At 71.5% G+C, this 24,131-nt stretch carries 24 protein-coding genes and 1 pseudogene; 7 read left to right on the top strand and 18 right to left on the bottom strand.

The window, feature by feature from the left end; genetic code table 11:
• The 10 genes and pseudogenes from ABZ172_RS16785 to ABZ172_RS16740 form a co-directional block, all read right to left on the bottom strand.
• Window positions 1-269, bottom strand: a pseudogene (locus ABZ172_RS16785) (DNA primase); the annotation flags it as partial.
• Window positions 270-354: 85 nt separating this feature from the next.
• Window positions 355-741 (bottom strand): hypothetical protein, encoded by a 387-nt coding sequence (locus ABZ172_RS16780; protein WP_356884467.1) that lies wholly within the window; start codon window positions 739-741, stop codon window positions 355-357.
• 17 nt (window positions 742-758) lie between these two features.
• On the bottom strand, window positions 759-935 hold the full coding sequence (locus tag ABZ172_RS16775; protein WP_181396565.1) for a hypothetical protein: 177 nt from the start codon (window positions 933-935) through the stop codon (window positions 759-761).
• Window positions 936-941: 6 nt separating this feature from the next.
• Window positions 942-1,400: a hypothetical protein gene (locus ABZ172_RS16770; RefSeq protein ID WP_356884466.1), complete on the bottom strand. Its 459-nt coding sequence runs from the start codon at window positions 1,398-1,400 to the stop codon at window positions 942-944.
• A 205-nt stretch (window positions 1,401-1,605) separates the two neighbouring features.
• A complete protein-coding gene (locus ABZ172_RS16765; protein ID WP_356884465.1) occupies window positions 1,606-3,723 on the bottom strand; it encodes an ATP-binding protein in 2,118 nt (705 codons plus the stop codon).
• A 63-nt stretch (window positions 3,724-3,786) separates the two neighbouring features.
• Entirely contained in the window at window positions 3,787-4,341 is a 555-nt protein-coding gene (locus ABZ172_RS16760) for a hypothetical protein (protein ID WP_356884464.1), read from the bottom strand.
• Between the two features lie 23 nt (window positions 4,342-4,364).
• A complete protein-coding gene (locus ABZ172_RS16755; protein WP_356884475.1) occupies window positions 4,365-4,697 on the bottom strand; it encodes an RRQRL motif-containing zinc-binding protein in 333 nt (110 codons plus the stop codon).
• Window positions 4,697-5,560 carry a protein spdB gene (locus ABZ172_RS16750; protein ID WP_356884463.1) on the bottom strand — a complete coding sequence of 288 codons (864 nt, stop codon included), beginning with the start codon at window positions 5,558-5,560 and terminating at the stop codon, window positions 4,697-4,699. The genes ABZ172_RS16755 and ABZ172_RS16750 overlap by 1 nt, the downstream gene beginning before the upstream one ends.
• The gene (locus ABZ172_RS16745) at window positions 5,557-5,823 is read right to left on the bottom strand and encodes a DUF6284 family protein (protein ID WP_356884462.1); all 267 of its coding nucleotides are present in this window, start codon (window positions 5,821-5,823) and stop codon (window positions 5,557-5,559) included. The genes ABZ172_RS16750 and ABZ172_RS16745 overlap by 4 nt, the downstream gene beginning before the upstream one ends.
• Window positions 5,824-6,435: 612 nt before the next feature.
• A complete protein-coding gene (locus ABZ172_RS16740) occupies window positions 6,436-7,152 on the bottom strand; it encodes a GntR family transcriptional regulator (protein WP_356884461.1) in 717 nt (238 codons plus the stop codon).
• Between the two features lie 56 nt (window positions 7,153-7,208).
• On the opposite strand from ABZ172_RS16740, the gene ABZ172_RS16735 reads away from it, so the two are divergent.
• Both ABZ172_RS16735 and ABZ172_RS16730 read left to right on the top strand, forming a co-directional pair.
• Complete coding sequence (locus ABZ172_RS16735; RefSeq protein ID WP_356884460.1) at window positions 7,209-8,027, top strand: class I SAM-dependent methyltransferase; 819 nt, start codon at window positions 7,209-7,211, stop codon at window positions 8,025-8,027.
• Between the two features lie 1,888 nt (window positions 8,028-9,915).
• Window positions 9,916-10,053, top strand: coding sequence for a hypothetical protein (locus tag ABZ172_RS16730; RefSeq protein WP_356884459.1), 138 nt, complete (start codon window positions 9,916-9,918; stop codon window positions 10,051-10,053).
• A gap of 16 nt (window positions 10,054-10,069) precedes the next feature.
• Here ABZ172_RS16730 and ABZ172_RS16725 read toward each other — a convergent pair whose 3' ends face one another.
• The 3 genes from ABZ172_RS16725 to ABZ172_RS16715 form a co-directional block, all read right to left on the bottom strand.
• Complete coding sequence (locus ABZ172_RS16725) at window positions 10,070-10,732, bottom strand: class I SAM-dependent methyltransferase (protein ID WP_356884458.1); 663 nt, start codon at window positions 10,730-10,732, stop codon at window positions 10,070-10,072.
• A 64-nt stretch (window positions 10,733-10,796) separates the two neighbouring features.
• Window positions 10,797-11,276 carry a hypothetical protein gene (locus ABZ172_RS16720; protein WP_356884457.1) on the bottom strand — a complete coding sequence of 160 codons (480 nt, stop codon included), beginning with the start codon at window positions 11,274-11,276 and terminating at the stop codon, window positions 10,797-10,799.
• Between the two features lie 217 nt (window positions 11,277-11,493).
• On the bottom strand, window positions 11,494-11,721 hold the full coding sequence (locus tag ABZ172_RS16715; protein WP_356884456.1) for a hypothetical protein: 228 nt from the start codon (window positions 11,719-11,721) through the stop codon (window positions 11,494-11,496).
• 165 nt (window positions 11,722-11,886) lie between these two features.
• Here ABZ172_RS16715 and ABZ172_RS16710 point away from each other — a divergent pair, with 165 nt between their 5' ends.
• Together ABZ172_RS16710 and ABZ172_RS16705 are read left to right on the top strand one after the other, a co-directional pair.
• Complete coding sequence (locus ABZ172_RS16710) at window positions 11,887-13,341, top strand: helix-turn-helix domain-containing protein (RefSeq protein ID WP_356884455.1); 1,455 nt, start codon at window positions 11,887-11,889, stop codon at window positions 13,339-13,341.
• A 9-nt stretch (window positions 13,342-13,350) separates the two neighbouring features.
• Complete coding sequence (locus ABZ172_RS16705) at window positions 13,351-13,836, top strand: hypothetical protein (protein WP_356884454.1); 486 nt, start codon at window positions 13,351-13,353, stop codon at window positions 13,834-13,836.
• A gap of 240 nt (window positions 13,837-14,076) precedes the next feature.
• On the opposite strand, the gene ABZ172_RS16700 is transcribed toward ABZ172_RS16705, so the two are convergent.
• The 3 genes from ABZ172_RS16700 to ABZ172_RS16690 all read right to left on the bottom strand — a co-directional run bounded on the left by ABZ172_RS16700 (window position 14,077) and on the right by ABZ172_RS16690 (window position 16,373).
• Entirely contained in the window at window positions 14,077-14,430 is a 354-nt protein-coding gene (locus ABZ172_RS16700) for a hypothetical protein (protein WP_356884453.1), read from the bottom strand.
• A gap of 471 nt (window positions 14,431-14,901) precedes the next feature.
• Complete coding sequence (locus tag ABZ172_RS16695) at window positions 14,902-15,234, bottom strand: hypothetical protein (RefSeq protein ID WP_356884452.1); 333 nt, start codon at window positions 15,232-15,234, stop codon at window positions 14,902-14,904.
• 257 nt (window positions 15,235-15,491) lie between these two features.
• A complete protein-coding gene (locus ABZ172_RS16690; protein ID WP_356884451.1) occupies window positions 15,492-16,373 on the bottom strand; it encodes an alpha/beta hydrolase in 882 nt (293 codons plus the stop codon).
• 154 nt (window positions 16,374-16,527) lie between these two features.
• Between ABZ172_RS16690 and ABZ172_RS16685 the strand changes: the two genes are divergently transcribed.
• Complete coding sequence (locus tag ABZ172_RS16685; RefSeq protein WP_356884450.1) at window positions 16,528-18,648, top strand: AfsR/SARP family transcriptional regulator; 2,121 nt, start codon at window positions 16,528-16,530, stop codon at window positions 18,646-18,648.
• 153 nt (window positions 18,649-18,801) lie between these two features.
• Here the strand turns inward: ABZ172_RS16685 and ABZ172_RS16680 are convergent, their stop codons facing one another.
• Entirely contained in the window at window positions 18,802-20,025 is a 1,224-nt protein-coding gene (locus ABZ172_RS16680) for a WYL domain-containing protein (protein ID WP_356884449.1), read from the bottom strand.
• A 159-nt stretch (window positions 20,026-20,184) separates the two neighbouring features.
• Here ABZ172_RS16680 and ABZ172_RS16675 point away from each other — a divergent pair, with 159 nt between their 5' ends.
• Window positions 20,185-20,613 carry a VOC family protein gene (locus tag ABZ172_RS16675; RefSeq protein ID WP_356884448.1) on the top strand — a complete coding sequence of 143 codons (429 nt, stop codon included), beginning with the start codon at window positions 20,185-20,187 and terminating at the stop codon, window positions 20,611-20,613.
• A 203-nt stretch (window positions 20,614-20,816) separates the two neighbouring features.
• The gene (locus ABZ172_RS16670) at window positions 20,817-22,088 is read left to right on the top strand and encodes a winged helix DNA-binding domain-containing protein (RefSeq protein WP_356884474.1); all 1,272 of its coding nucleotides are present in this window, start codon (window positions 20,817-20,819) and stop codon (window positions 22,086-22,088) included.
• An 89-nt stretch (window positions 22,089-22,177) separates the two neighbouring features.
• Here ABZ172_RS16670 and ABZ172_RS16665 read toward each other — a convergent pair whose 3' ends face one another.
• Entirely contained in the window at window positions 22,178-24,007 is a 1,830-nt protein-coding gene (locus ABZ172_RS16665; RefSeq protein WP_356884447.1) for an MFS transporter, read from the bottom strand.
• Window positions 24,008-24,131 lie beyond the last annotated feature (124 nt).

Raw genomic sequence — 24,131 nt, 5'->3', positions numbered from 1 at the left:
GCCCGCACCCATGCCGGTGAGGTGAGGGTGCGGGTGTCGGTCGTGGCGGCGGCCCAGCCGTGGCAGACACCGGGACAGGTGCAGGGCCCGGCGGTCTTCATGACCGGCCGGCCACCGCACACGTTGTTGGCGCAGGCCGCGCAGTTCCCGAACGGGAGCTTCCCGACCCGCAGCGGGAGCGTCGGCACCGTGCGGGCGGCGAGGTCGAGGGCGGTGGCGAGCAGGGGCGGGGGTGCGGCTACTCGCCGGATGGCGGTGGGTTGGGTCATGCTGGATGTCTCCAGTTCTCGTGAGTGAGCTGCTGGACGACGGCGGCCCCGGACTTTGGCGAGACGGGGGCCGCCGTCGGCGTAGCTACAGGTCGTCGTCCTCGGGCATGGGGCCGCAGTAGCCGAGGGGGCTGGACGCGCTGTGGGCGCGTTCCAGGGCGTCGGTCAGTGCGGTGGCGAGGCGTTCGGCCTCGCGCAGGGCGGCCACGGCGGTGGTGGTGTGCTGGGTGGGGGTGCCGTGGTCGGCGGTGAGATGTCCGGCCTGGTGGAGGTCGGCTAGCGCGAGGGCGATGTGATCGAACGCCTGCGGCAGGCGGTGGGCGAGCGTGGCGAACGAGCCGATCGCGTTGTAGATGGTGCCGGGGTAGGCGAGGGCGGGCACGGGGCGGCCGGGCAGGGTGGCGTGGTTGAAGGTCCGCAGCGCGTCGGCGGCCTTGGCCGGGTGGCGGGCGGGGTTGCTGGGAGTGTTCACGGGTGTCCCTTCGAGGGTCAGTTGTGGAAGCGGTTGGACGTGGGGTGTTGGTCGCACCAGTCCTCGGCGCACACCTTGTGGACCGGTTCGCGGTCGTGGCTGCGCAGGGGGGTGGGTTTGCCGCAGAGCACGCACGGCAGGTTCCGGGAGGCGTCGAAGTGTCGGTGGTCGCGCCAGTCGAGGAGGGTGGCCACGGCTGGTCAGCCGTGGAAGTGGTTGCGTTTGATGACGGCCTTGCGGATGTTCACCGTCGTGCCGCTGTTGTGCCGGCCGGTGGTGAGGACCTGGACGGCGATGAAGCCACCGAGGATGACGGCGGCCAGGATGATGAGCTGCTGGACCAGGGCGGCGAGTGCGGCGATGAACGTGGTCAGCAGGAGCAGCCCGCCGCAGACGGCGGCGAACCCGATCCCTCCGAGGGCGATGTTCACCGCCGCGCGGGAGACGACCGGCTTGGCGGTGACCGGCTCGGGCCGGGTGTGGTCGATGGCGTAGCCGGTGATGACCCGCCCGTCCGGCAGCACGATCGACGCAACCGACGGGACGCCACCGCGCTGCACCGGGACGACCGGAGCGGCCGGGTAGGGCGCGATGGGGGTGGGGTGGTGGAGGGTCACGGCCTGCTCGGCGGGCCGGTGGCCGGTGTTCTCGGGGAACATGTGGAATCCCTTCCATTGCGGGGTCAGGGAGGCGGAAGCACCCCCTCGGGAGGCGCCGGGAGAGGGCTTCAGGGGTGTTGAGCTGGGGTGACTCCCTGCCTCCCTGAACATCGTTTGGGCTGGTCAGGTCCAGGGAGGCGGGTCAGGGAGGCGGTGAGGGAGTTCTCCCTGCCTCCCTGACCCGCCCGGGGGTGGCTCCCTGTGTTCAGGAAGCGGAAGCGGAACCGTCGGTGTCCCGGTTGGTGAGGGCGCGGGCGATGCGCTCACGTCCGATGACCATGCGGCCGTCGGACTTGTAGGGCTCGGCGGCGGTGCCGTCCAGGACGCGCTTGAGGTCGGCGTGCGTCCAGCTCCCGTAGCTGTCCTCGGAGAGCACCGCGAGCCGCTGCAGCACGTCCTGGGTCAGGACCCGGTTCGTGTTCCCGATCACCGTGGCGATGTCGGCGAGCGCGTCGCGCTCCTCGCCCTGCTCGATGACGTGGAGCGTGGTGACCCCGTCCCGCATGGCGCGGGCCCGGGCGGTGATGAGCGCGGCTTCGTCGGTGTCGATGAAGTGCGTGCGCACCGTGATGGACGCCTGGCCGGCCGGGATCGCGATGCCGTCGGAGGCGACAACGAGGGTTCCCTTGTCGAGCCCCGGCCGGAGCAGGTTCGGGGCGGCCCCGCCGTCGACGGCCTTGTCACCCAGGGCCATGCGGGCCTGCGACTCGGTGCCGAGCGCGAGGGAGGCGCGGGTGTGGGCGCCCTCGCGGACCAGCTTGGGAAGGTTCTGGTCGGTGGGGTCCTGCGTGCCCTGCCACAGGGTCACGTTCACGGCCCGGCCCTGGTTGTGGATCTTCCGCGCGGCCATGAAGTAGCGGGAGGTGGCCTTGGACCCGCCGTACGGTCGCTTCTCGCCGTCGACGACCGGGCACATGAACGCCACCTGCGCCTCGTCGACCAGCAGCACGAGCGGCGGGAACACGGTCCCGGTCGGGGCCTGCAACCGGCGCTCCATCTCGCTCACGCCGCCTTCCAGCATCTCGGTTGCCTGGATGACGTGGTCGTCGGTCGGCCCCTGGATCAGCACCGTGGCCAGGCCGTCGAACATCGCCCAGTCCCCGGCGCCCTTCAGGTCCGCGAGCCGGAACTCCACCGTCTTGTCGAGCGCCAGCCACAGGGCGAGTGCTCGCAAGGCTGCGGTCTTGCCCTGGTTGGACAGGCCGGTGATGAGGAGGTGGCGCTGGTAGAGGCTCAGGGCGGCGGCGTCGCCGCGCAGGTCCTGGCCCCACGGGGCCTTGCCGGTCTTGTAGTTCGCGGTCAGGTCCTGGTCGGTGGTCAGCGGGGACGGGCCGATCGGCTCGTCCAGCGCCCCGGAGTCCGCGACCCAGAGCCGGACGGTGCGGGCGGCCTGCGGGATCGTGATGAACACCTCGTGCTCATGCCGGGACAGGTTCTCAGCGAGCTTGCGCCGCTTGTTCTGCACCTCGTTCGTGGAGACACCCGAGGGCAGGGTCACGTCCACCTCGACTCCGCATCCGGCGATCCGGATCGGGCCCAGCATCGACGCGCCGGCATCGCCCATCTCCTTGATGGCGTTCCGCAGGGGTGCGATACCGAGGTTGCGCAGGGCGAGGACGACGATGGACGGGGTGATCGGCTCGCCCTCACCCGAGCGCACGTTGGCCGGGAGGGCCCACTGGGGTGCTGCCTGCTGGTGCTTGCCGACGGCCCACAGGCCGAGCAGGACCGCCCACGGGCCGATCGTGACCAGGGGCCCCCAGGTCACGGTGATGATGAAGACGATCCAGCGGACCAGCTCGATCAGCGCCATGGTCGGGGCGCCGATGTCGGTCCAGTCCTTGTTCGCCACGGCGAGCATGATGCCGAGCAGCAGCAGGCCACCGGCCGCGATCCCGGCCCCGGCCGCGATGCCCTTGGCCGCGTCCATCGGGGCGGTGAGCAGGTCCATGCGGCGCCGGTGGCGTTCCTGGCGGAAGCGCTGCCCGCGCTCCTCCCACTCGGCGGCGGCCTCCATGTTCCCCGCGGCTTCCGCCGCACGCAGCAGCCGCTCATACCGCGAGGCGGTGCGGCCCTCCCACGTGCGACGGGCCACGATCCGCGTCCCGCCCAGCACGTAGAGGCCGTGGCGGGCCGTCGCGCGGCAGACGGTCTTGGTGGTGTCGTGGGTGGCCACCGTGCGAACGGCCCGCCCGGAGCGGACCCACAGGGGCACAGGCGGCCTTTCAGCGGTCGCCGCTGCTACAGCAGCTGTCTCGACCGGTGCGGGCTTCATGGGGGCGGGGGTGGTCTTTTCGAAGAGGGGAACGACGTTGTCGCTCATGACGGAACGACTCCTGACTGCCCCAACCTTGGGGGCGAGGAAGTGGGCGGGGGTTGGGGCGGGTCAGGCTGCGGCGGCGGGGACGAGACGGCCGGCGAGGTACTCGCAGCCGTACGCCTCCTTCTCGTCGGCCTCAAAGAGGCGGTCGAGTTCACGGCTCTCGCGGCGTGACAGGCGCTCGACACCGAGGTCGTGGCGCAGACCGGCGACAAGGCGGTCACGGACGCCCTTGCGGCTGTTCTGCATCGCGTGGACCAGCTCGTGCACGAGCGTGATGGCGAACACCGCTTCGTTGGGGTGTTGGTCGACGTTGATGACGACCAGGACCCCGCCGTCGGCGAGCGGGATGGACCGCCCGGCAACGTCCCGGGCGTACCGCTTCGCGTCCCGAAGTGCCCGGGCCTGGATCCGCTTGTCGGTGCATCCGGCGGTCTCCCACTCGGCGGCCGTGGTCACCTCGGCGAGGTCCCGCTCACCGGTGAGGACGACCTGCACGTCGGGCATCCGGCCGGCCACCGACCGGTCCACGACCCGCACGGCCTCTTCGCACAGGCGCTTCGCAGTGCGCAGAGTCGAGCGGTAGCCGAAGAGCTTGTGTGTGCTGACGGTCAGCTTCACTACGTCACTCCGATCGTCGCCGCTCAGGCGGCGGACTTGATGTCCGAACAGGGCACGCACATGCCGAGGGAGCGCGGGATGCAGTACCCGGCGTCACGACGGCAGGCGGGGCAGGTGCGGCGGGCCCGCATGGCCGCTTCGAGAGCGGCCATGCGGGCGGGTGTCATGGGCCGGACCGGCTTGGCCCGGTCGACGCGGTAGAGGAAGGCGACCAGCGGGCCCCGACGGCGCCGGGGCCGCTCCAACTGCGCGGCCACCTCCTGACCGCCAGGCCGCAGCCCGACGGCCCGGAGCTGACGGCGGGTGGCGTAGCCGTCCGGGGCGAGCCGCCACCGGTAGACGGGCAGCGCGCCCATCAGGCGGCCACGCGCTTCCACGCGGCCCGCAACCGGACCTCGGACGCGGAGTGCCCGGCGCTACGGAAGCGTGACGCCATCTCCCGGTAGGACAGGGCAGGGGTCTCGCTGTGGCGGACCTGGTCCACGAGCGCGTCCAAGGCGTCGTCGGAGAGGGCGCCGGCCGACTCCAGAGCGAACGCCGAAACCGGCTCGGTGGGCCCCCAGACAGGCAGCTCCCACCGGGACGCGACACCTGCTGTGACGCGGCTCGTCACGCTGGTCAGGGCCCGTCCGGTGCCCTCGCCCTCCCGCGCCGTCTCCAGCGTCGACCAGGCCCGGGACAGGGTGTCGGCGGTGCGTGCCTGGACGTGTGCGACGCGGGCACCGGCCTGCGTCACAGCCGTCAACCGCGTCTCCTCCGTGGACGCCTCGGCCCGCAGCCGGGCGCGGGCCACTGCGGCTTCGTCGCGGGCTTCCTGCTGAATGCCCTGGATCGCGTCCAGGGCTTCACCGGTGAGCGCGGTCCGCTCCCACAGTCCGTGCACCAGCCACAGGGCTTTGGCCGCGATGGGGAGCCATGCGACGGCCAGCCACGCACCGGTCGACTCGTCGGCGGTGAGGGCGTGAGCGACCAGCACACCGGTCGCGACCAGACCGAACGTCCAGCCAACAAGGGTGACCGGGGTGGAGTGGTCGCCCTGCGCGGCCAGGCGGCGTTCGTAGGCGAGGGTGGCGAGCCACCCGCCGTCGATCCCCAGACCGACGACGAGCGCGACCGGCCACGGCATCGCCGTGCCCAGCCACATCATCACCACGGCCAGCGTGAGGACCATGGACACGGCCGTCATGCCGACGGCGGGAAGAACCGTCTTGGCGTTCACGCGGCACCGCCGGTGTGCTCGGTGCCGGCGCGGTTGGTCAGGTCCCGGCGGGCGGCCAGCACCCGGTTACGGGCCCGGCGGACCCGGCGGGTGTCCAGCTCGTTGGTCGGGCGGTCGATGGTCATGATCTGCGCGTCCAGCAGGGCGACCTCCGCCCGGATGAGCGGCATCTCCCGGTCGATCGCGTCCAGCTCAGCAACCGACGGCTCGAAGTCGAGCGACGCGGCCGTAACAAGTGCCTGAAGTGCAGCGATGGTCTGCATGGGTCGTTTTCTCCTCACGGTGGGACGGCCCGAGAAGAGGCCCCGGTGTGTCCGCACCGGGGCCTCGCACCGTCTGGGTCGTTCGTGGGCTACGAGCGACCACGGCGACCCGGCACCGCAGCCCACCGAGAAGGCAGGCCGGAATGCCGGGCACCGTGAGCGCTGGTGCTTCGGTTCTCCTGATGTCGCACGGCGCTGCTCGTTCCGGGGAGATCCGAAATCCCGGAAGTCTGAGGTGGCAGCTTCGAAGGTGTGCCGTGCGGTTCTTAGAGCCGATGGCGTTCCCCGGTCAGGGGGTGTGGACCCCGGTGTGAAGGGGGTCGTTTCTCGGTCGGCTGGTCTCCACTCGCCTCGGCCGGAACGGTCACGGCTGTACTGACGCGGTGGATCACGCTGTTGAGTTTTGGCGTGACGGAATCGGCCCCCTCCGGAGATTCCGGTTCGGGCGATGGCCACAACAAGAGACTGGACCGGTGGACCGGTCCAGTCAAGCGAAGAATCCACGTGTCGCCGCGTCGTCGAGATGAAAACACCAGGTGGGGAGCACTTTGGAGGCAACAAAAAAGCTGAACCGGTGGACCGGTCCAGCCATATCTGTTGCTCGCAGCGCGTCTACATGGGGTAAGTGTCCACCTGCTCGAAGAACGAGGACGGCGTCACGCCCTCCTCGCAGACCAGCGGCTTCCCCTGCTCGTCGTAAGCCGTGTGCAGAAGCACAGCCACCGGTGCCCCCTGCGGCACCTTCAAGCGGTCTGCCTCCGTCTCCGAAGCAAGTCGCACGGTGGTGACGTCTACGCCTTCGGCCGGGCCTCGCCCGGTCTGGCGCCGGACGTAGCGCGTTGTGCCTTCGGCGATCGGGTTGGTGTCGGCAAGGCGTGGTGCCACCTCCGCGACATCCGGGGGGAACCAGGCCTCAACGCAGCTGTTCGGGGTGCCGTCCGGGAGCTGGAGGACGCGAACGCGCCGAAGCGCCTTAGCCCCGAGGGAGAGGCGGAGGGCGGCGGCGACGTGGGCGGGGGGTTCCGCCCAGTCAGGCGTACCGACGCGCAGGAACGGCATGCCGCCCAGGATGCGCGCCGACCCTGCGCGGCGAGCGCCGGCAGGTCGTGCCACGGGCGTTTCTGTGACGACGAACCCGGTTCCCTGCTTGGCCACGACCACGCCGTCGTTCCTGAGCACATCGACGGCCTTGATGGCGGTAGCCCGTGACACATCCCACTGCTCTGCCAACTCGCGGCCCGACGGGATCGTCTCCCCCGGGCCGGGTTCACCAGCGGCAATGCGGGCGCGCAGGAACTCTGCGATCTCTTCGTACTTCAGGACTGCCATGGTTTCCCCTAATTCCTGCGCTGGACTGGTCCACCGGTACACACGATACTGCGACCATGTCGAATCTCGAATTGGCTCCCTCCGTGATGCGGTTCTATGGCGAGACGGTCAACGAGGACAGCCGCCTGCGCAGCTCGGCAGACGGTCGGATGGAACTGGCCAGGACTCAAGAACTCCTCCGACGCTTCCTGCCCCCCACGCCGGCGCGTGTGCTCGACGTGGGCGGGGGGACCGGGATTCATGCTGAGTGGCTGGTGAAGGACGGGTACGAAGTCGCTTTGGTGGACCCGGTGCCCCGTCACGTTGAGGCCGCATCGGCGGTGTGCCCAGCGGCCGTGGGGGACGCGCGTGCCCTGGTCGAGCCAGACGACAGCTTCGACGTCGTGCAGCTCCTCGGCCCGCTCTACCACCTGCCCAACCCCTCCGACCGGCGGCAGGCGCTGGCTGAGGCGCTGCGCGTAGCCAAGCCTGGCGGACTGGTCGCCGCAGCCGCGATCAATCGCTATGCGTCGCTCTTCGAGCACGTGACGTACGCCCACCTGCACACCCCACGAATCCATGCGTCCGTCTCCAAGATCCTGGAGACGGCTGTCTACGACGGAGTGCGGGGATTCACCCTGTCGTACTTCCACCGAGCCGAAGAGCTCGTGGCGGAACTGGTCGCCGCAGGTCTCCAGAACGTTCAGGTCTTCGGTATCGAGGGACCGGCGTGGTCCCTCGTAAAGGCGACTGAACAGCAGCCGGGCGACGGGCCAACCGATGACCTGATTGCCTCTGCCATGGCGGCGGCGCGGATGGCAGAGCCATACCCAGAGTTGCTCGCTGCCAGCTCGCACCTACTTGCCGTCGGTTGGGCGCCTGACGGCAATCAGTGACGGCAACGTGGGCGCACACCACTGCACCGGAGAGCACTTCCACACACGGCGCAGCGCGACAGAAGTCGCGTTGGCCGAGCTCGTAAGCGCTCCCGGGCGAACTCCTAAAGCGGGTGTCGCAGGTTCGAATCCTGCCGGGGGCACAAGGGAAAAGGCCACCTAGGAACGCTCCTAGGTGGCCTTTGACATCTACTTCTGACATCAACGGCAGCGGTCACTCACGACCGGGCCTCCGGATCGGGGATTCATGATCCGCCAGCCCGTACCTGCCGACGTAGCCGAGGCATATCAGCGACTCCGGCAAGCCGGTTTCACCAGCCGCCTCCTGCCGAACGACTCGCACTCTGTTTGACCGACGCTAGAGCTGTTACAGGTTTCTCTACCTCATCAAGGCACCCGGCTGCGCTCCGCTCCGCCGGGCGCGCTTCCCCGGCTCTGGCCGCGCCCGCGCTCCTGCCTCCGGCCCGCTCGACGCTGCCGCCGCCGACGCGCGCCCACAACTGGATAGGCCCGGGGCATGAGACGAGAACCAAGCCCGCGGCTTCAAGACATGCCTCCGGCGGGGGCGCTCAGACTCCGGGATGGACGGGGCACCGTTCGCGAGTGCCGGCCGGAGCGGGGCGAGCGTCGTGGGGCTCCCATCCCGACCACCTTCGACCCAGGCAGAGCCGAGCAGTCGCGGCCCAGGGCGTCAAGGTCGTTCGTACAGTGGCGCGCTCCACCTTGACGCCCTGAACCACGACCGCTCCACGGTGTGTGGGTCGAAGGCGGACGGGATGGGAGCCGGGGCGAGTGGTGGGTTGAGGTGGACAGTGCGTTATTCACCCAATGTTGCCATCTAGCACAGAAGATTCAACATTTCAAGGACAATCACTCGCCATTGCAATCTTTAGCTGTAATCTTTGACCGCAATCCTTGATCTCAATCCTTAATTACAGTCCTTGATTGCGGTTCTTAATTACAGTCCTTGACTGTAATTCTTGATTAGTAACCGCACCACCCCTCAGACCACTCCTGACCTGCTGATTTGTGATTTCTGTACTGGGTGCCCAGAATAAACCCCACACGACTGAGAAGCTCTCCGTAAAGAGGAGAGAGGCCACCCGCGCGCCTAGACAACGAAGCGGGTGGCCTCAAGGTCCACAGCCCTTCACAGGCAGGAACCGATACCCATCATGAGACATCGTCTCCAACAAATCCACCTAGCGCCCCTGATCGATGGGTACACAGTGGTAACCGTTGTCGCACTTCTGGCGGGCGTGGCCCTAATCGCGAGCGGGCGGGCCACGACTGTCGAGGCTACGGGATACATGGCGCCCTTCCTGCTCATCCAGGAGCAGCGGGCGGCTGTACAACAGCGAAGCACAGCGACCACTGGGGCGAGCCGGCCCCAATCCCACACTGAGGCTCAGGAACCACCTAACGTGTAGGTCTCGGCAACCGTCCTGCCGAGGTGTCATCGCACCTTAGGAGCGCCCTCCCTGGGCCGCCTCGGGGCCGCGGAAGGGCGCTCAACAATGCCCAACGCTGACAACTTAGCTGCAGGTCACAGCGCTGATCGATTGCCCAACCGCAGGTCGGATACCCGGAGCGTCACTTCTTCGGCTTCCGACATCAACGGCTGACATCAACGACGCCGGACGGGAGGGGACGCCAGCAACTCCGTCCGGCGGCCGTCCCAGGCGACGACAGCCGTCATAGTCGACTCAGATCGAACTCCTAAAGCGGGTGCCGTAGGTTCGGATCCTGCCGATGGCACAAGCGAATGGGACCTAAGGCCCAGGTCGGAGAAGCGATCTCCGGTGCTGGGCTTAGGTGTTCACGGGGACTGACGCGTGTTCGCGTGGTTCGGGGTGAGAGGCGTCGCCTAAATACCACCTAAACGATCATGGTGTTCCCGCAGTTCACCGCCCCCAGGCCAGACATGTGCGAGTCCCGACAGGCCACGCACTCGCCGCTCCTCGATCACCCGCTGCTGATCACCGACGCGCTCGACGTCCCCCTCCACGACCTCGTACGGACGTGAAGAGGACCGTCCCGCCCTACGCGTGGGCGCGGACAAGGAGCGTGCCGACCTTCCGCGGCCCGGGCGGGGCGGGCAGGACCCGTGCGGTCGCCGCACTGAAGCCGTGCTCGGTGAGGAGCTCCGCCCACCGGTCGGGCTCGTAGTCCCAGCGCTTCACGACGAGCGGGTCCTCGTCCTCGGAGCGGTTGATGTACGACGCCTGGCACCCGTAGCAGCCCTCGATCGGCGGTCTCTGCGAGAACGCGAGGACCCCACCGGGGCGCAGCCGCCGTCGGATCGCGGGGAGCAGGAGCGCGGGGTCTGTGAACCAGACGGCGCCAAACACGGAGAACACGGCGTCGTAGCTGTCGCCGGTTTCCTCGAGGAAACATCGTGCTTCGGTGCGGTGCAGCGCCATCTGCATATCGGACCAGCGGGCTCCGGCCGCCTTGATCTGGGCCAGTGAGACGTCGACCCCCACGGCCTGGGCGCCGAGGGTGGCGAGGTGGGCCAGGTTTCCGCCCTTGCCGCAGCCGAGGTCGAGGGCGGCCCCGCCGACACTGAGACCGAGGATCTCAGCACCGGGTCCGTGGTCGGGGTACTGGGTCCAGTTGAACCATGTCGACTGGCCGGCGGCGTTGGTGGACCGCCGTTCCGGCTTCTGCTTCGAGTAGGTGTCCCACGCCTGGGTCTGGCTCACTGTTGGCTGCTCCGTTCGCAGGGCCGGCCACCCGGTCGTACACCGGGCGGCCGGCTACATGGTGCTACTTCTTGCCGCTGTTCGGACTGTCCGTGCAGCCAGCGTGGCACTGGGAGCACTCGCTCGTCTTGGCGACACCGGGCCACAGGTCGTGGTCGATTCGGAATCCTGCCGCCGTGATCGCGTCGAGGGTGCGCTGACGTGCGGCAGCGGACCCGCCTTGGACCATCGCGCCTTCCGCAGTGGGGACGTGATGGATGAACCGGCCGGCGACCCGGTTGCAGAAAGCGGCGTAGTCGACGGTGTGGAGGATCCACGTGTGCCAGCCGACGTCCACGGCCTTGCTCGGTGCCAACTCTGCGCCGGGCAGGGCCGCGCTCGCGGCGATGAACGCCGCGGCCTGGCCGATGATGCGGCGCGCGGTGGGCAGGTCGGTGTCGGGGTGGTCCTTGGTGATGCGGCCGGCGAGCCGATCCATCATCTCGGAGCCGACGAGGGTCGTCGGGTCGGTGGTGCCCACGGGACGCTGCAACGCAATGGTCATGTGCTTCCTCCTGTAGTGGACTTGCCCCTGTTCGAGGGCGGGCCCGCCTGGCCTGCGGAGTTTCGGTCGGCGGGAGTTTGCGGTTCGGCCACCGGGCGGGGCGATACGCGGTCACTCCCGGTGTGCCGGAGAAGCGTCACCCCGTGCTCGGGGCAGTGCGCCCCGGTGATGTCCTCGACGGGGAGGTCGTGGGCATCGGTACCCACGACGCGGCGCGTCACTGCGCCGCTCTGATTTCCGCAGCGGTGGCGGAGCGCAGCCGATCCGGGCCGATCGCCCGTTCCGGGCCGCCGTGAACAGGACGTACGTAGACGCTCCCGAATGCCTCTCCCATGAGGACAGCGACCGTGTCTGTCTGGGTGTCTGTGACGTACTGACGTCCCAGAGGATCGCGTAACACCGGCCCTTTTGTGGCCTTCAGGATGGTGGTCGAGCTGGTCGTCATCGCTATGGCTCTCTCCGCTTAGCTTGCGGTCTCCGTCGTCATCACAGCGTCGTCTCGCAGACTTAACTGCGGTATGCCCGGCGGGGGTTACCGAGGCGGTCATACACTCGTTGGCGCTCCAGTAAGGCGCCTGCGCGTGCAGAGAATCGCAACGGAAGTCAGCCCATGGATGCCACCACCCCCGGCCTGCTCGCCCCAGATGTGCTCGACAGAGCAGATGTCCAGGCAGCGCTCATCGAGCACGACTTCGCCGCCGTCTTCACCTTGATCAAGAAGTGGGGCGGCCTCTCCCAGAACCGCATCGCGTCCGCCTGCCAGCTCACCCCCGGCAAGGTGTCCACGATCATCAGCGGATCCCAGCGCGTGGCGTCCTTCGACGTGGTGTGCCGGATCGCCGACGGCCTCCGCATCCCTGGTGGCCTGCTCGGCCTCGCGCCACGCCCCTGGGAGAGCAACCGCCCAGCACGGCAGGACCGACCAGATGCTCCATGTGACCGGCCGGACGCAGGCGAGATCCCGTGGCGGCGCGACGCCACCGTGGACCTGGCCACCCACCTCACCAGGAGTGATCTCGTGATGGACCGAAGGGACCTCACCAGCGCCCTCGCCGGTGCCGCAGTAAGCGGCGCTGCGCTTCTCGACAGCCTCGAAGGGTGGCTCGTCCCGGCCGCCACCGTCCCAGGACAACGCCGACCTGGCCGACTCGGCATGCGAGAAGTCGAGGAACTGGAGACCGCGGCGAAGGCCTTCCGCCAGTGGGATCACCAGTACGGCGGTGGCCTCCGAGGGAAGGCGGTCCTCGGTCAGCTCGCCGAAGTCTCCGGCGCCCTGGACGAGCACCAGGCCCCGGCCGTGGCGGAGCGGCTGTACCGCGTCATGGCACAGCTGGCCGGAACCGCGGCGGCCATGGCCTGGGACTCCGGACTGCACCGCCGCGCGCAGGACTACTACCGCCTCGCCCTCCGCGCTGCTCACGCCGGCGACGACATCGTCTTCGGAGCCAACGTGCTGGCCGGGATGGCCCGGCAGATGCTCTACCGGGAACGGGCCGACGACGCACTTCAGCTGATCCACCTCGCCCAGGAGGGCGCCCGCGATGTGATCGGTCCCCGAGTCCGCGCCATGCTTCACACTCGCGAGGCCTGGGCGTACGCCGCACAAGGGCGCGTCGCCGGATTCCAACGGGCCTCCGCCAAGGCTGCTGAGGACCTCGCCGGCGCAGACGCGGACGGCGACGAGCCCTACTGGATCGCCTACTTCGACGAAGCGGAGCTTGCGGGCGTCACCGGGGGACGACTTCTCGACCTCGCCCGCGCAGACCCGCGCCGCCACGCTTCCCAGGCCGCGGATAAGATCCGGACCGCCCTGGCGTCCCGCGGCCCAGAAGCCGGACGCTCCCACGCGCTCGACCGCATCGGCCTGGCGGAATGCCAGTTCCTCGCCGGCGACATCCAAGGTGCGGCTACGGAGACGACCTTGGCTGTGCAGGCCGCGAGGGGCACGCAGTCAGGGCGTGTCCGTACGCAGCTGGGGCAGCTGTATCCCTACACCGTGGGTCACAGCGCGTCGCGGCCGGTGCGCGAGGCCCGGGATAGTATCCGCGACCTGCTGTCGAGCTGAGGAACATGCATGACGACATTGGCCGTGACCGGGCACATGGACCTGACCGACGAGAGCGTGCCCTTGGTGCGCGCCGCGCTGCGCGAACTGCTCGCCGAGTACAGCGAGGACCTGACCGGGGTGTCCTGCATCGCCGCCGGAGCCGACAGCCTCTTCGCGGAGGAGGTCACTGCCATCGGCGGCCGTCTCGTCGCGGTGATCCCGTCCCGGGACTATCGGGCGACGAAGGTGAAGCCCGAGCACACGGCCGTCTTCAATCACCTGGTGGAGACGGCCGAGGACGTAGTGACTCTGCCGCACCCGAAAGCGAACCGGGACGCATACGAGTCAGCAAACGCCGAGCTGCTGCGCCGCGCTGACCGCCTCGTCGCGGTCTGGGACGGTACGCCTCCGTCGGGCAGAGGCGGCGGCACCGCCGACACCGTCGAGCAGGCCCGGCAAGCCGGTCTGCCTGTGGACGTGGTCTGGCCAGCGGGAGCAGCTCGACGGGGGTGACCCCGGAACGCACGAAGACGCCCCCTGCCCGCCCCGGAGAGGCGGACAGGGGGCGTTTCAGCGTGCGTCGCGGGCCGCGACGAGTTCGGGGCGATGGCGTTGCGGCCGAGGCCTTCGCTGTGCAGCCGGCGTACAGTCTCGCGCTCCTGGTCGGTGACCGGGTGCGCCCTCGCCATCGGTCACCTCCTGGACGCACCGAGGCCCGGCCGCCGGGGCATAAGGCCGGGCCCGGATCGGGGGCTACTGCTTCGCGACCAGGTCGCCGAGCACGGTCTCCAGCTCATCGCGCCGCTCGTCGGACGTGAGCGCCTGCTCCCGCGCGCCCCAGGCAAGGGCGAAGTGGTCGACCTGCCGCCAGTCGCCATCCTTCGGCATCGCCTTCACCCAGTGCGCGGCGACCGCCGCCGTCTTGTACTGGTAGATGCTCGCCGTGTCCGTGGTGATGAGCTGCGTGCAGTCGTTGACGCTCGGCTCTTTGCCCGCTGCCTCGTCGGAGCAGCCGGAGGTGTTGTCCTGCGGATCGCCGAGCGTCGTGACGCCGGTCGCGTCGGCGCGCTTGTCCGCAGAGGCGAAGGACGCCCTGCTCGCGTTCACCGAAGCGTGCAGAGTCGACCCTTGGTATCTGCCGCGGTGGTGGCAGGTCCGGCGTGGGGGGTGGCTCAGGCTGTGGGTACGTCGGGGCGAGCGCAGTGGTATCAGTCGCGCCGGTATCCGCGGCGGCCTTCAGCGCGGCCGTGACGGTGGCGCTGGTCCAGCGGTTCGCCGACCCTTCGGCGCCGTCGGGGGCCGGCCACCGGCCCCTGGAGAGGCCGGAGCTGACAAGCTGGACGTACTGATCGTACGGAAGGTGTGCGCACTCCGGGTGGGCCGAGACATCGCTGAGGGCGTCGGCGTCGTAAGTGCGCTCGAGGAGGGAACGGCAGTCCCAGGCGGTGTGCTCGGGAGTTGAAGCTGCTGTGCTGGGCGCGGCCTTCGGCGCGACGTCACCGACGCCTACTGGGCGGGCGCCCCGGCCCACGGACCTTCTCCACGAACGCGCCTGAGAGCACCGGGGTGCAGGGGGGTTCAGGTGCTGGTAATGCCGTTCTCGGTGCCGTGGGTGCGCCGTTCGGTGACGTAGCGGTACAGGGCACCGAGCGCGAGGGCCTGGACGACGGCACCGAGCGGGATCGCCAGCAGGCCCACGGGGCCGCTGAAGGGGACCAGCAGCGAGGTCGGGGCGGTCACCAGCAGGGCCCACAGTCCGGCGAAACTGGCGTCGCCGGAGGATGAGGCGAAGAGGGTGTCGCCGGCGACCCACAGGCACACCGCGAGGACGACGCCCAGGTAGCCCAAGGCCAGCGGGGTCGCCAGGTAGTGGCGGAGGGTCTGCGGCAGCGAACGCGCGTGCTTGTCCATGGTGGGTCTCCTGGAGATGTCGGTGTGCCCGGTGATCGGTGTGCCCGGTGAGGCGAGTGTGTTGCTGACGACCTGAACGATGCCGTCCGCCGGCACCCGGCACCTGAGCGCTCATACTCACGCTCGTATCCGTGAACCGACTCTGCGGACACCCGCACGAGCGCTGTCCAGCCGGGGCCCGGCCCCTCCCTCCGAGCGCCCTTCCCCCCTCCGGGCGCCCTGCTCTCCGGGCGTCGGTCCGGGGCGGTGAGGGTGGCTCAGCGGGTGGTGAGCGACCGGATCTCCTCGGCGATCAGCGTGGGGTCCTCCTCGGCCATGAAGTGGCCGCAGGACACCGTGCGGTGCCGCAGATGGTCGGTCCAGGCGCTCCACAGGTCCTGGGCCTGGAAGCCGAGTGCGGCGCCCCAGTCCTGCTGGAGGACGGTCACCGGCATGGCCAGCCGGTTGCCCGCGTCGCGGTCGGTGGTGTCGTGGTCCACGTCCACGCCGGCCGAGGCCCGGTAGTCGGCGACGATCGAGGGAACGGCCGCCGCGGACGCGGTGAGGTAGTGGTCGCGGACGTCGGCGGGGATCGCTTGCGGGTCCTTCGTCCAGGCGTCGAGGAAGTGGCCGAAGAAGCGGTCCGCGGACGCCCGGATCATCTCCTCCGGCAGTCCGGGGGCCTGCGCCATCAGATACAGGTGGAAGCCGACCCCGGCGGAGACTCCGCGCAGGGCCTCCCACATGTCGAGGGTGGGCAGGACGTCGAGGAAGAGGGCGCCGGAGACGGCCTCCGGGTGGTCCATCGCGGCGCGGAACGCGACGAGGGCACCGCGGTCGTGCCCGGCCAGGACGAACCGGTCGTGTCCGAGCGCGGCGGCGAGACGCACCACGTCCCGGCCCATGGTCCGCTTGGAGTAGACGTCCGGGCCGGTCTCGGCGGGCTTGTCGCTGGCGCCGTACCCCCGCAGGTCGGGGCAGATGACGGTGTGGTCGGTGGCGAGACGGGCTGCGACGTGTCGCCACATCAGGTGGGTCTGCGGGAAGCCGTGCAGCAGGACGACCGGGGTGCCCGTGCCGCCGACGGCGGCGTTCAGGGCGACGTCGTCGGCGACCCGTACGCGGTGTTCGGTGAAGCCGGGGATGCTCAGGGGTGTCACAGCGACTCCTGTGGTTCGTGACAGAGTGGATGCTCCGGACCGTGCGGCCCGGGGCGTCCGGGAACGTCACCCAGGGTGCGGGCCTCGGATCAGCGATCGATGAGTGCACGCGCGGCACGCCCGGGGACGGCGCCGCCCGCGAAGGGACCTTTCCGTGGGTGTGGAGTTCGGGCTGCTGGGACCGGTGTCCGCCTGGGACCCCGACGGCTCGCCCCTGCCGCTCGGCGCGCCCCGGCACCGGGAGGTGCTCGGACGGCTGCTGGTCGCCCGGGGCCGGGTCGTACCGGTCGGCCGGCTCGTGGCGGACCTGTGGGAGGACGCGCCCCCCGCGGGTGCGGTGGGCGCGGTCCGTACGTTCGTGGCGGCGCTGCGCCGCTCACTGGAACCGGGCCGGCCGCCGCGTCAGCCGTCCCGCCTGCTGGTCACCGAGGGCCCCGGGTACCTCCTGCGCGCGGACCGCGGGACGGTGGACGCCTGGCGGTTCGAGGACACGGCCGCTCGGGCCGCCGGGGCGCCGCCCCACGCGGCCGTCGCCCTCTGGGACGAGGCGCTCGCGCGCTGGCGGGGTCCGGTGCTCGCGGACTTCCCCGACGCCGCGTGGGCCGCCGCCGAACAGGCCCGGCTGGAGTCCTTCCGTCTCGACGCGGTCGAGCGGCGCGCCGACGCCCTGCTGGCCACCGGCGCCGCCCGGGAGGCGGTCGCCGATCTGCGGGCCCATGTCGCCGCCCACCCCGGCAGGGAGGACGGCTGGGTCCTGCTGGCCACCGCGCTCGACCGCGCCGGCCGGCGCGGCGAGGCACTGGAGACCCTGCGCCGTGCCCGCGCGGCCCTCGCCGGACCCAGCGGGGTGAGCGGGGTGACCGGGGTGACCGGACCGAGCGGGGTGACCGGGGTGACCGGCGCTAGCGGAGTGGACGGGGCAACCGGACCGGGCGACGGGAGCGGCGGGGGCCGGTACGGCGTCGGGGGCGCCCTGGCCCGCGCCGAGGCCCGCGTCCTCGGCGGCGGCGACGGCTCGGCCACCGAACCGGCCGGGGCGGCCGACGGCGTCTGGGACCGCGCCGCGGCGTCGTGGGACCGCTCGGTGCCCGCCCGGTCCCGGGCCCGGCTGCACGCCACCGCGGGCCTGTTGCGCGACCTCGCGGTGACCGGTCCCGACGGTCTGGAGGAGGCACGCCGGCACCGGCTGGACCTGGTCGCGGCGGCCGAGGGCACCGGCGACACCGAGCTGGCCGCCGGGATCATCGGCGCCTACGACGTCCCGGCGGTGTGGACCCGCGCCGACGACCCCGACGGCGCCGGTGAGCTGTCCCGGGCAGCCGCGCGGGCCGCCGCACGGCTCGGCCCGCACGGACCGGCCACGCTGCGGGCACGGCTGCTGTCCGTCGTGGCGGTCGAGTCACGCGGGGACGCCGCCGCCGACGCACCGCTCCCCCGCGCGGCCGGCGCCCGCGCCGCCGAACCGTGGCGGCGGCGCGCCGAGCGTTCCGCCGAGGAGGCCGTCCGGCTCGCCCGGCGCCTGGGGGATCCCGCGCTCCTGGCCTTCGCTCTGAACGGCGCCTTCATGCAGTCGTTCGCCGACTGCGGTTCCGCCGCCCGCCGGGACGCCCTCGGCACCGAACTGGTCCGGCTGGCCGTCGACCACCACCTGCCCAGTCACGAGGTCCTGGGGCGCATCGTCCGGCTCCAGGCGCTCGCCGGCCTCGGCTCGCTCGCGGAGGCCGACGCCGAGGCCGAGGAGATCGACCGGCTCGCGCACCGCAACGAACGGCCGCTCGCCGGAGTCTTCACCGCCTGGTACCGGGCCCTGCGCACCTGCGAGACCGAGGGCTGGCCGGCCGCCCGTCCGCAGTACGCACGCGTGCTGGCGGAGACCGCCGGGTGCGGCATGCCCGGCCTCACCCGGGGCGCGGCCGTCCTCGTGGCGCTCGTCCCGGTCATGCGGGGTGACGCCCCGCTCGTTCCGGAAACCCTCGCCCGCCTCGACCCGGGCCCCTACCGGCCGTGGGTCGTCCCCTTGCAGCTGGCCGCCACAGGCGCCGCCGAACAGGCCCGCCAGGCGCTGGACACGGTCCCCCGGCCCCCGCACGACCTCCTCCAGGAGGCGCTGTGGTGTGTGCTCGCCCGTGCCGCCGAGACCGTGGGGCACCTGCCGGTCCTGCGCCGTGCGCGCGAGGAACTCAGCTCCGCGGCAAAGGAGTTCGCCGGAGCCGGCAGCGGCCTGGTCTCCTTCGGCCGGGTCGGCCGGCACCTGGGGGCGGCCGACGGCCCGTAAGTACGACCCCGGTGGGAACGGCCCGTGAGCCCGGCCCCGGTGGGAACGGCCCGTGCGCCCGACGCGGTGGGAACGGCCCGTGCGCCCGACGCGGTGGGAACGGCCCGCTAGTCCGATCCGGTGGAACGGCCCGTGAGCCCGACCCCGGTGGGATCAGCCGCCCGGAGGCCGGGAGGGTCCGTGGGCCGCGGCCGCCGCGTAGCGGGCGGCGAGTTCGGCGAAGGCCTCGGTGAGCTGGGGAGGTCCGATCACCTGGATCGCCGTGCCGAAGTGTCCGAGCGTGGCGGCGAGGCCGGTCCACGACCAGGAGCCGAGGGTGAGCCGGCAGCGTCCGGGGCCCAGCTCGACGACGATCCCGTCCCTCGCGAAGGGGGCCACCGCCTCCGCGGGGAGGTCCAGGACCACCTCGCCGCGACAGGGCCACTCGGTGCTGGAACCGTCGGTCCCGCGGAACCGTCCGGTGACGAACGCGGCCACGTCACCGCCGGGGAGCTCGCGCGGGGTGAAGCGCGGGCCGGTGGGCGTACGGGGACGCAGCCGGTCGACGCGGAAGGTGCGCCAGTCGGCACGGTCGAGGTCCCAGGCGAGCAGGTACCAGTGGCCGCGCCAGGTGACCAGATGGTGCGGCTGCGTACGGCGGGGAGCCGGAGGCCCGTCGGTGCGGGCGGGGGCGTGGGGGCCGGTGGGAGCCTCGCCGTGGCCCGCGGGGTCGGCGCCGACCGGGGATGCGGCCCGCGCAGGGGGACCGCCGGGATCAGCGCGGCCCGGGGCACCGGCGACGGCGGAATCGCGGGCGCCGGCAGAAGCGGCGGAGTCGGAGGGACCGGCCGGGACAGCGGGTTCAGGGGCGTCGGCGGGGGCGGTCGGGGGCGTCGCCTCGGGTCCGTAGTCGAAGCGCAGCTCCTCCCGGGCGCGGATGACGCGGCCCAGCTCCATCAGCACCCGCGTGTCCGCCGGAGGGGCGTCACCGTCGCCGGGCAGCCCCACCGCGGTGATCTCCAGCAGGTCGATGCGCCGGCGCAGGCGGGGCGGCATGACCTGGCGGACGGTGGCCAGGGCGCGCGCGGCGTCCTCACCGATCGTGCCGCTGCCGGCCGCGGACCGGAGGGCCAGGGCCAGGGCGACGGCCTGTCCGTCGTCGAACAGCAGCGGCGGCAGGTGCGAGCCGGCGTCCAGGCGGTATCCGCCGGAGGGCCCCTTGAAGGCGCGGATCGGGTAGCCCAGCTCCCGCAGCCGGTCGACGTCGCGGCGCACCGTGCGCGGGGTGATGGCGAGCCGCTCGGCGAGGTCGTCCCCGGACCAGTCGCGGTGCGCCTGGAGCAGCGACAGCAGCGTCAGCAGGCGTGAGGACGTCTTCTGCGGGGCCATGGGCACCATTCTGCCCGCAGTGGAGGACGCAACCTGTCCGCTACCGGTGGAAGGGTGGACATCAGGACGGCCCGGGAGGCAGAAGCCCCCGGTCACGGGCCTGACGCCCGCGCGGATCCACCGTGGCGACGGCGTACCTCGACGCACAGCAGGCACAGGGAGAAGACCATGTCCGTCACGACCACCACCCACCTGAACTTCCGGGGCGACGCACGGGCCGCGCTGGACCACTACCGGTCCGTGTTCGGCGGGCGCGTCACCGCGGTCACCTACAAGGACCTGGGCGGGGCGCGGAACGAGAACGAGAACGAGGCGGACTGGCTGGTGTGGGGCGAGGTGGTGGGCGACAACGGCTTCCACGTCATGGCCTACGACGTGCCGTCCGCACTGTCCTGGGACCGGGGCAGCCGGCCGTTCTTCGTGTCCGTGCGCGGTGACGACACGGACGAGATCAGTCTCCTGTGGCAGAAGCTGTCGGAGGGTTCGACCGTGGTCGAGCCCCTGGCCGCCTCGCCGTGGGCACCGCTGTACGGCATGCTCACCGACCGCTTCGGCGTGACCTGGGTCCTGGACGTGGCGGCCCCGTACAACGGCTGATCCCGCTCCGGGCCGGAAGGAGCCGGAGTACGCGTACGAGTACGGCCGGGCCGGCGGGGCGGGCCCGGCCGGAGGAACCGGGTGACCGGAGAGGGAGAGACGCGATCGTGCGGAAACGACAGGCCGGGCGTCCCGGCACCGGGGCCGGGCCGCGGCCCGGGACCCCGGAGGTACTCGGGCCCCGTGCCCTCAACCGCGCCACTCTGGCCCGGCAGTACCTGCTGGAACGGACCACCGCACCGGTCCGCGAGGCCGTGGCGCACCTGTGCGGACTCCAGGCGCAGGAGCCGCAGGAGCCCTTCACCGGCCTGTGGTCGCGTCTGCACGCCTTCACGCCAGGTCTGCTCGACCGGGCGCTGACGGACCGGCAGGTCGTACGCACCCACCTGATGCGCCGCACCGTCCACCTGGTCACCGGCGACGACGCGCTGGCCTGGCGGGGCCGTCACGACACGATGCTGCGTCAGCGGGTGCTGGCCACCTACCGGAGCGAGCTCGCCGGGATCGACCTCGACGAGGTCGCCGCGGCCGGACGGGCGGTCATGGCCGACGGCCGGCCGCGCACCATGGCCGAACTCGTCGACGCCCTCCAGGACCGGTGGCCCGGCCCTCCCCGGCGCGCCCTGGGAGAACTCCTCGTCGCCGCTCTCGTCCCGATGGCCCAGCTGCCCCCGCGCGGCCTGTGGCAGACGAGGAGCGGCGTACGGAACCTGCCCCTGGCCACCTGGCTCGGCCACGACGGCACCGCACCCCCGGACGGCACCCGCGGAGCCGGTGAAGCGGATGGTGCGGGTGCAGCGAGTGCAACGAGTGGTGCGGGTGGAGCGAGTGGTGCGGGTGGAGCGAGTGGTGCGGGTGGAGCAAGTGGTGCGGGTGGAGCGAGTGGTGCGGGTGGAGCGAGTGGTACGGGTGGAGCGAGTGGTACGGGTGGTGCGGACCCCGCGGGCGAAAGGGCCGGCGAGGAGGCCGACGACCCGGTCGGACAGGGGCTGGTCCGCCGCTATCTCGCCGCCTACGGACCCGCCGCCACCGCAGACATCCGCGCCTGGAGCGGTGTGGCCGGCCTGCCGGCCGCCGTCCGGGCCCTGCGGGACGAGCTGGTGACCTTCCGCGACGAACGCGGCCGGCTGCTCCTCGACCTGCCCGACGCTCCCCGGCCGTCACCGGACACACCCGCTCCGGTCCGGTTCCTCCCGGCCTTCGACAACGCGATCCTCGGCTACCACGACCGCAGCCGCATCATCGACGACGCGCACCTCGGCCTGTCCGTGGCGGGCCTGCGCGCGGTGCTCGTCGACGGGCGCGTCGCCGCCACCTGGACCCCGCGCGAGCGGCAGCTCCTCGTCACACCGCTGCGCCCGCTCTCGGCCCAGGAGGGGGAAGCCGTCAGGGAGGAGGGCCACCGGCTGGCCGACTTCCTGGACCGGGGCATCGACCGGGTCCGCCTCACGGCCCCCGGAGCCGTGCCCGGCTGAGCGGCCGCCGGGTGCCCCGGCTGCGGCCGGGTGCCCCGCTGCGGCCGGAACCCCGGCACCCGACCGCAGCCGGAGGGAGCCTCCCGCCGCTACCGGGTCAGTTCCTCGGGGCAGGGCGTGCCCGGCTGGAGCTGGTACGGCGCCGCCACACGGTAGACCCCCGCCCGCGGGGCGAGGAGCTCGGTCCACTCGTCGCCGTCACCGTCCTGCTCCACCTTGATCAGGCAGCCGTGGTCGTTGGTGAAGTCCTTCGGGGCCTCGCTGTCCTCGGCCGAACGCTTCTTGGACGCCTCGGTCTCCTGCGGGCGCTCCACGCTCCGGCCCTCGTCGTCCACGACGGCGAGCCACGGGGAGTACGGGATCCGGATCAGGACACGGCCCGCCGTCTGCACGCGGATCGTCAGCTCGTCGTCGCCGGCCCGCTCCACCGTCGCGGGCGGATCGGCGAGCGGCACCGGGTCGGCGACCCGGAACAGCTTCCAGTTGGCGTCGCTCCAGACCGCCTTGAGATACGGCTGCCCCGCGTCGACGAGCGCCGCCTCCTGCTCGCCCCCGGTGTCCGGCTTCCCGGTCGGCAGGACGACGTAGTGCACGGCCCAGCGGTCCAGCCATGCACGGTAGTTCACGGGGTCGAGGGTGCCGTCGTAGAAGAGCGGGTTGCGCTTCATGTCCGCCTGCCGGTTCCAGCCGCGGGCCAGGTTGACGTACGGCGCGAGCGCCGAGGCCTCGCGGTGGCTGCTGGCGGGGACCACCTCGACCCTGCCCCGCTCCGCGCCGGCCTTCTGCAACTGGTTCACCAACGGGGCCAGTTCACGGTTCCAGGACGCGGCGGGCGCGGTGCGGACGATGTCGTCGACGCTCTTGTAGCCGATCCAGAGGTTCAGCCCGGCGAAGACGAGGACCAGTGCGTACCAGCGCCGGGTGCGCGGCACCGCGTACGGGAGCGCGGCGAGCAGGACGATCCCGGCGAACAGCATCGCCATCCGCGACACGTTGGAGCCGATCTGCGAGTCGACCACGTACGTCAGCAGCGTCCCCAGGCCGTACACCGCGGCGGCCGTCCGCACGGTCCGCCAGTCGCGGGGCACCAGGAGGAAGACGAACACCGCGTACAGGAAGGGCAGCGTCACGGTGCCGAGCGCCATCGGCTGGGTGCCCGAGAACGGGAACAGCCACGCCGAGAGGACCACCACCACGACGGGCGCCAGCCCCAGCGCGTACGCCCCGGGGCGCCGCTTGTTCAGGAAGAGTGCGGCGGCGACCACTCCGAGGAAGAGCCCGGCGACCGGGCTGCCCAGCGTCGCGAGACCGGCCAGGGGCGCGGCCACGACGGCCTTCGCCCACCGCTTGTAGCGCCAGCGGTGCGGCCAGCAGAAGACCGCGGCGACGGCACCGAGCGCGAACATGATGCCGAGCCCGAACGTCACCCGGCCGGACAGGGCGTTGCACAGGTACGCGAAGACCCCGGCGAGCGCGCAGGCGAGGGGATTGCGGACGGCGGGCACCCGCACCAGGATCAGGGCGGTGAGCGCCGACGACAGCGTGCCCGCGACCATCATCGTCGTACGGACGCCGAGCACCGACATCAGATAGGGCGACACCACGCTGTACGAGACGGGGTGCATGCCCCCGTACCAGGCGAGGTTGTACGCGGTGCCGGGGTGGCGGCCGACGAACTCGGCCCACGCGTCCTGGGCGGCGATGTCGCCACCGCTGTTCGCGAAGAAGAAGAACCAGAGGACGTGCACGGCCGCGGCGACGAGGGTCGTCAGCAGCACCGGGTGGCGCCGGAGACGACTTCGCAGCGAGTCTCCGGAGCTTCTGCCCCCTCCGGCCGGCCCGACCGGGTTCCCGGCGGAGGCACCCTCGGCGGGCGGCAACGGCCCGGTGTCCGCCCGTGTCGGCTCAGCGGTGGTCACTGCGGCTCTCCCCGTCCTCGCCCGGGTCTGCCGAACCGTCCTCGTCCTGCACGGGACTGTTCTCGTACCTCACGGGCCTCATCCGTACTCGGAGAGACGCGTCCCGGCGCCCGTCCGTTGCTTT

The organism is Streptomyces sp. NPDC006296, assembly GCF_040613235.1.
Lineage (GTDB): Bacteria > Actinomycetota > Actinomycetes > Streptomycetales > Streptomycetaceae > Streptomyces.
The sequence above is the reverse complement of the archived record's forward strand: the minus strand, read 5'-3'. Positions and strand labels throughout refer to the sequence as shown.

Excerpts from the sequence above, each read along its gene's own strand:
- ABZ172_RS16770 (WP_356884466.1), bottom strand. The coding sequence starts at position 1,400 with ATGTTCCCCGAGAACACCGGCCACCGGCCCGCCGAGCAGGCCGTGACC.
- ABZ172_RS16765 (WP_356884465.1), bottom strand. The coding sequence starts at position 3,723 with ATGAGCGACAACGTCGTTCCCCTCTTCGAAAAGACCACCCCCGCCCCC.
- ABZ172_RS16755 (WP_356884475.1), bottom strand. The coding sequence starts at position 4,697 with ATGGGCGCGCTGCCCGTCTACCGGTGGCGGCTCGCCCCGGACGGCTAC.
- ABZ172_RS16745 (WP_356884462.1), bottom strand. The coding sequence starts at position 5,823 with ATGCAGACCATCGCTGCACTTCAGGCACTTGTTACGGCCGCGTCGCTC.
- ABZ172_RS16740 (WP_356884461.1), bottom strand. The coding sequence starts at position 7,152 with ATGGCAGTCCTGAAGTACGAAGAGATCGCAGAGTTCCTGCGCGCCCGC.
- ABZ172_RS16735 (WP_356884460.1), top strand. The coding sequence starts at position 7,209 with ATGTCGAATCTCGAATTGGCTCCCTCCGTGATGCGGTTCTATGGCGAG.
- ABZ172_RS16730 (WP_356884459.1), top strand. The coding sequence starts at position 9,916 with ATGGTGTTCCCGCAGTTCACCGCCCCCAGGCCAGACATGTGCGAGTCC.
- ABZ172_RS16720 (WP_356884457.1), bottom strand. The coding sequence starts at position 11,276 with ATGACCATTGCGTTGCAGCGTCCCGTGGGCACCACCGACCCGACGACC.
- ABZ172_RS16715 (WP_356884456.1), bottom strand. The coding sequence starts at position 11,721 with ATGACGACCAGCTCGACCACCATCCTGAAGGCCACAAAAGGGCCGGTG.
- ABZ172_RS16710 (WP_356884455.1), top strand. The coding sequence starts at position 11,887 with ATGGATGCCACCACCCCCGGCCTGCTCGCCCCAGATGTGCTCGACAGA.
- ABZ172_RS16705 (WP_356884454.1), top strand. The coding sequence starts at position 13,351 with ATGACGACATTGGCCGTGACCGGGCACATGGACCTGACCGACGAGAGC.
- ABZ172_RS16695 (WP_356884452.1), bottom strand. The coding sequence starts at position 15,234 with ATGGACAAGCACGCGCGTTCGCTGCCGCAGACCCTCCGCCACTACCTG.
- ABZ172_RS16680 (WP_356884449.1), bottom strand. The coding sequence starts at position 20,025 with ATGGTGCCCATGGCCCCGCAGAAGACGTCCTCACGCCTGCTGACGCTG.
- ABZ172_RS16675 (WP_356884448.1), top strand. The coding sequence starts at position 20,185 with ATGTCCGTCACGACCACCACCCACCTGAACTTCCGGGGCGACGCACGG.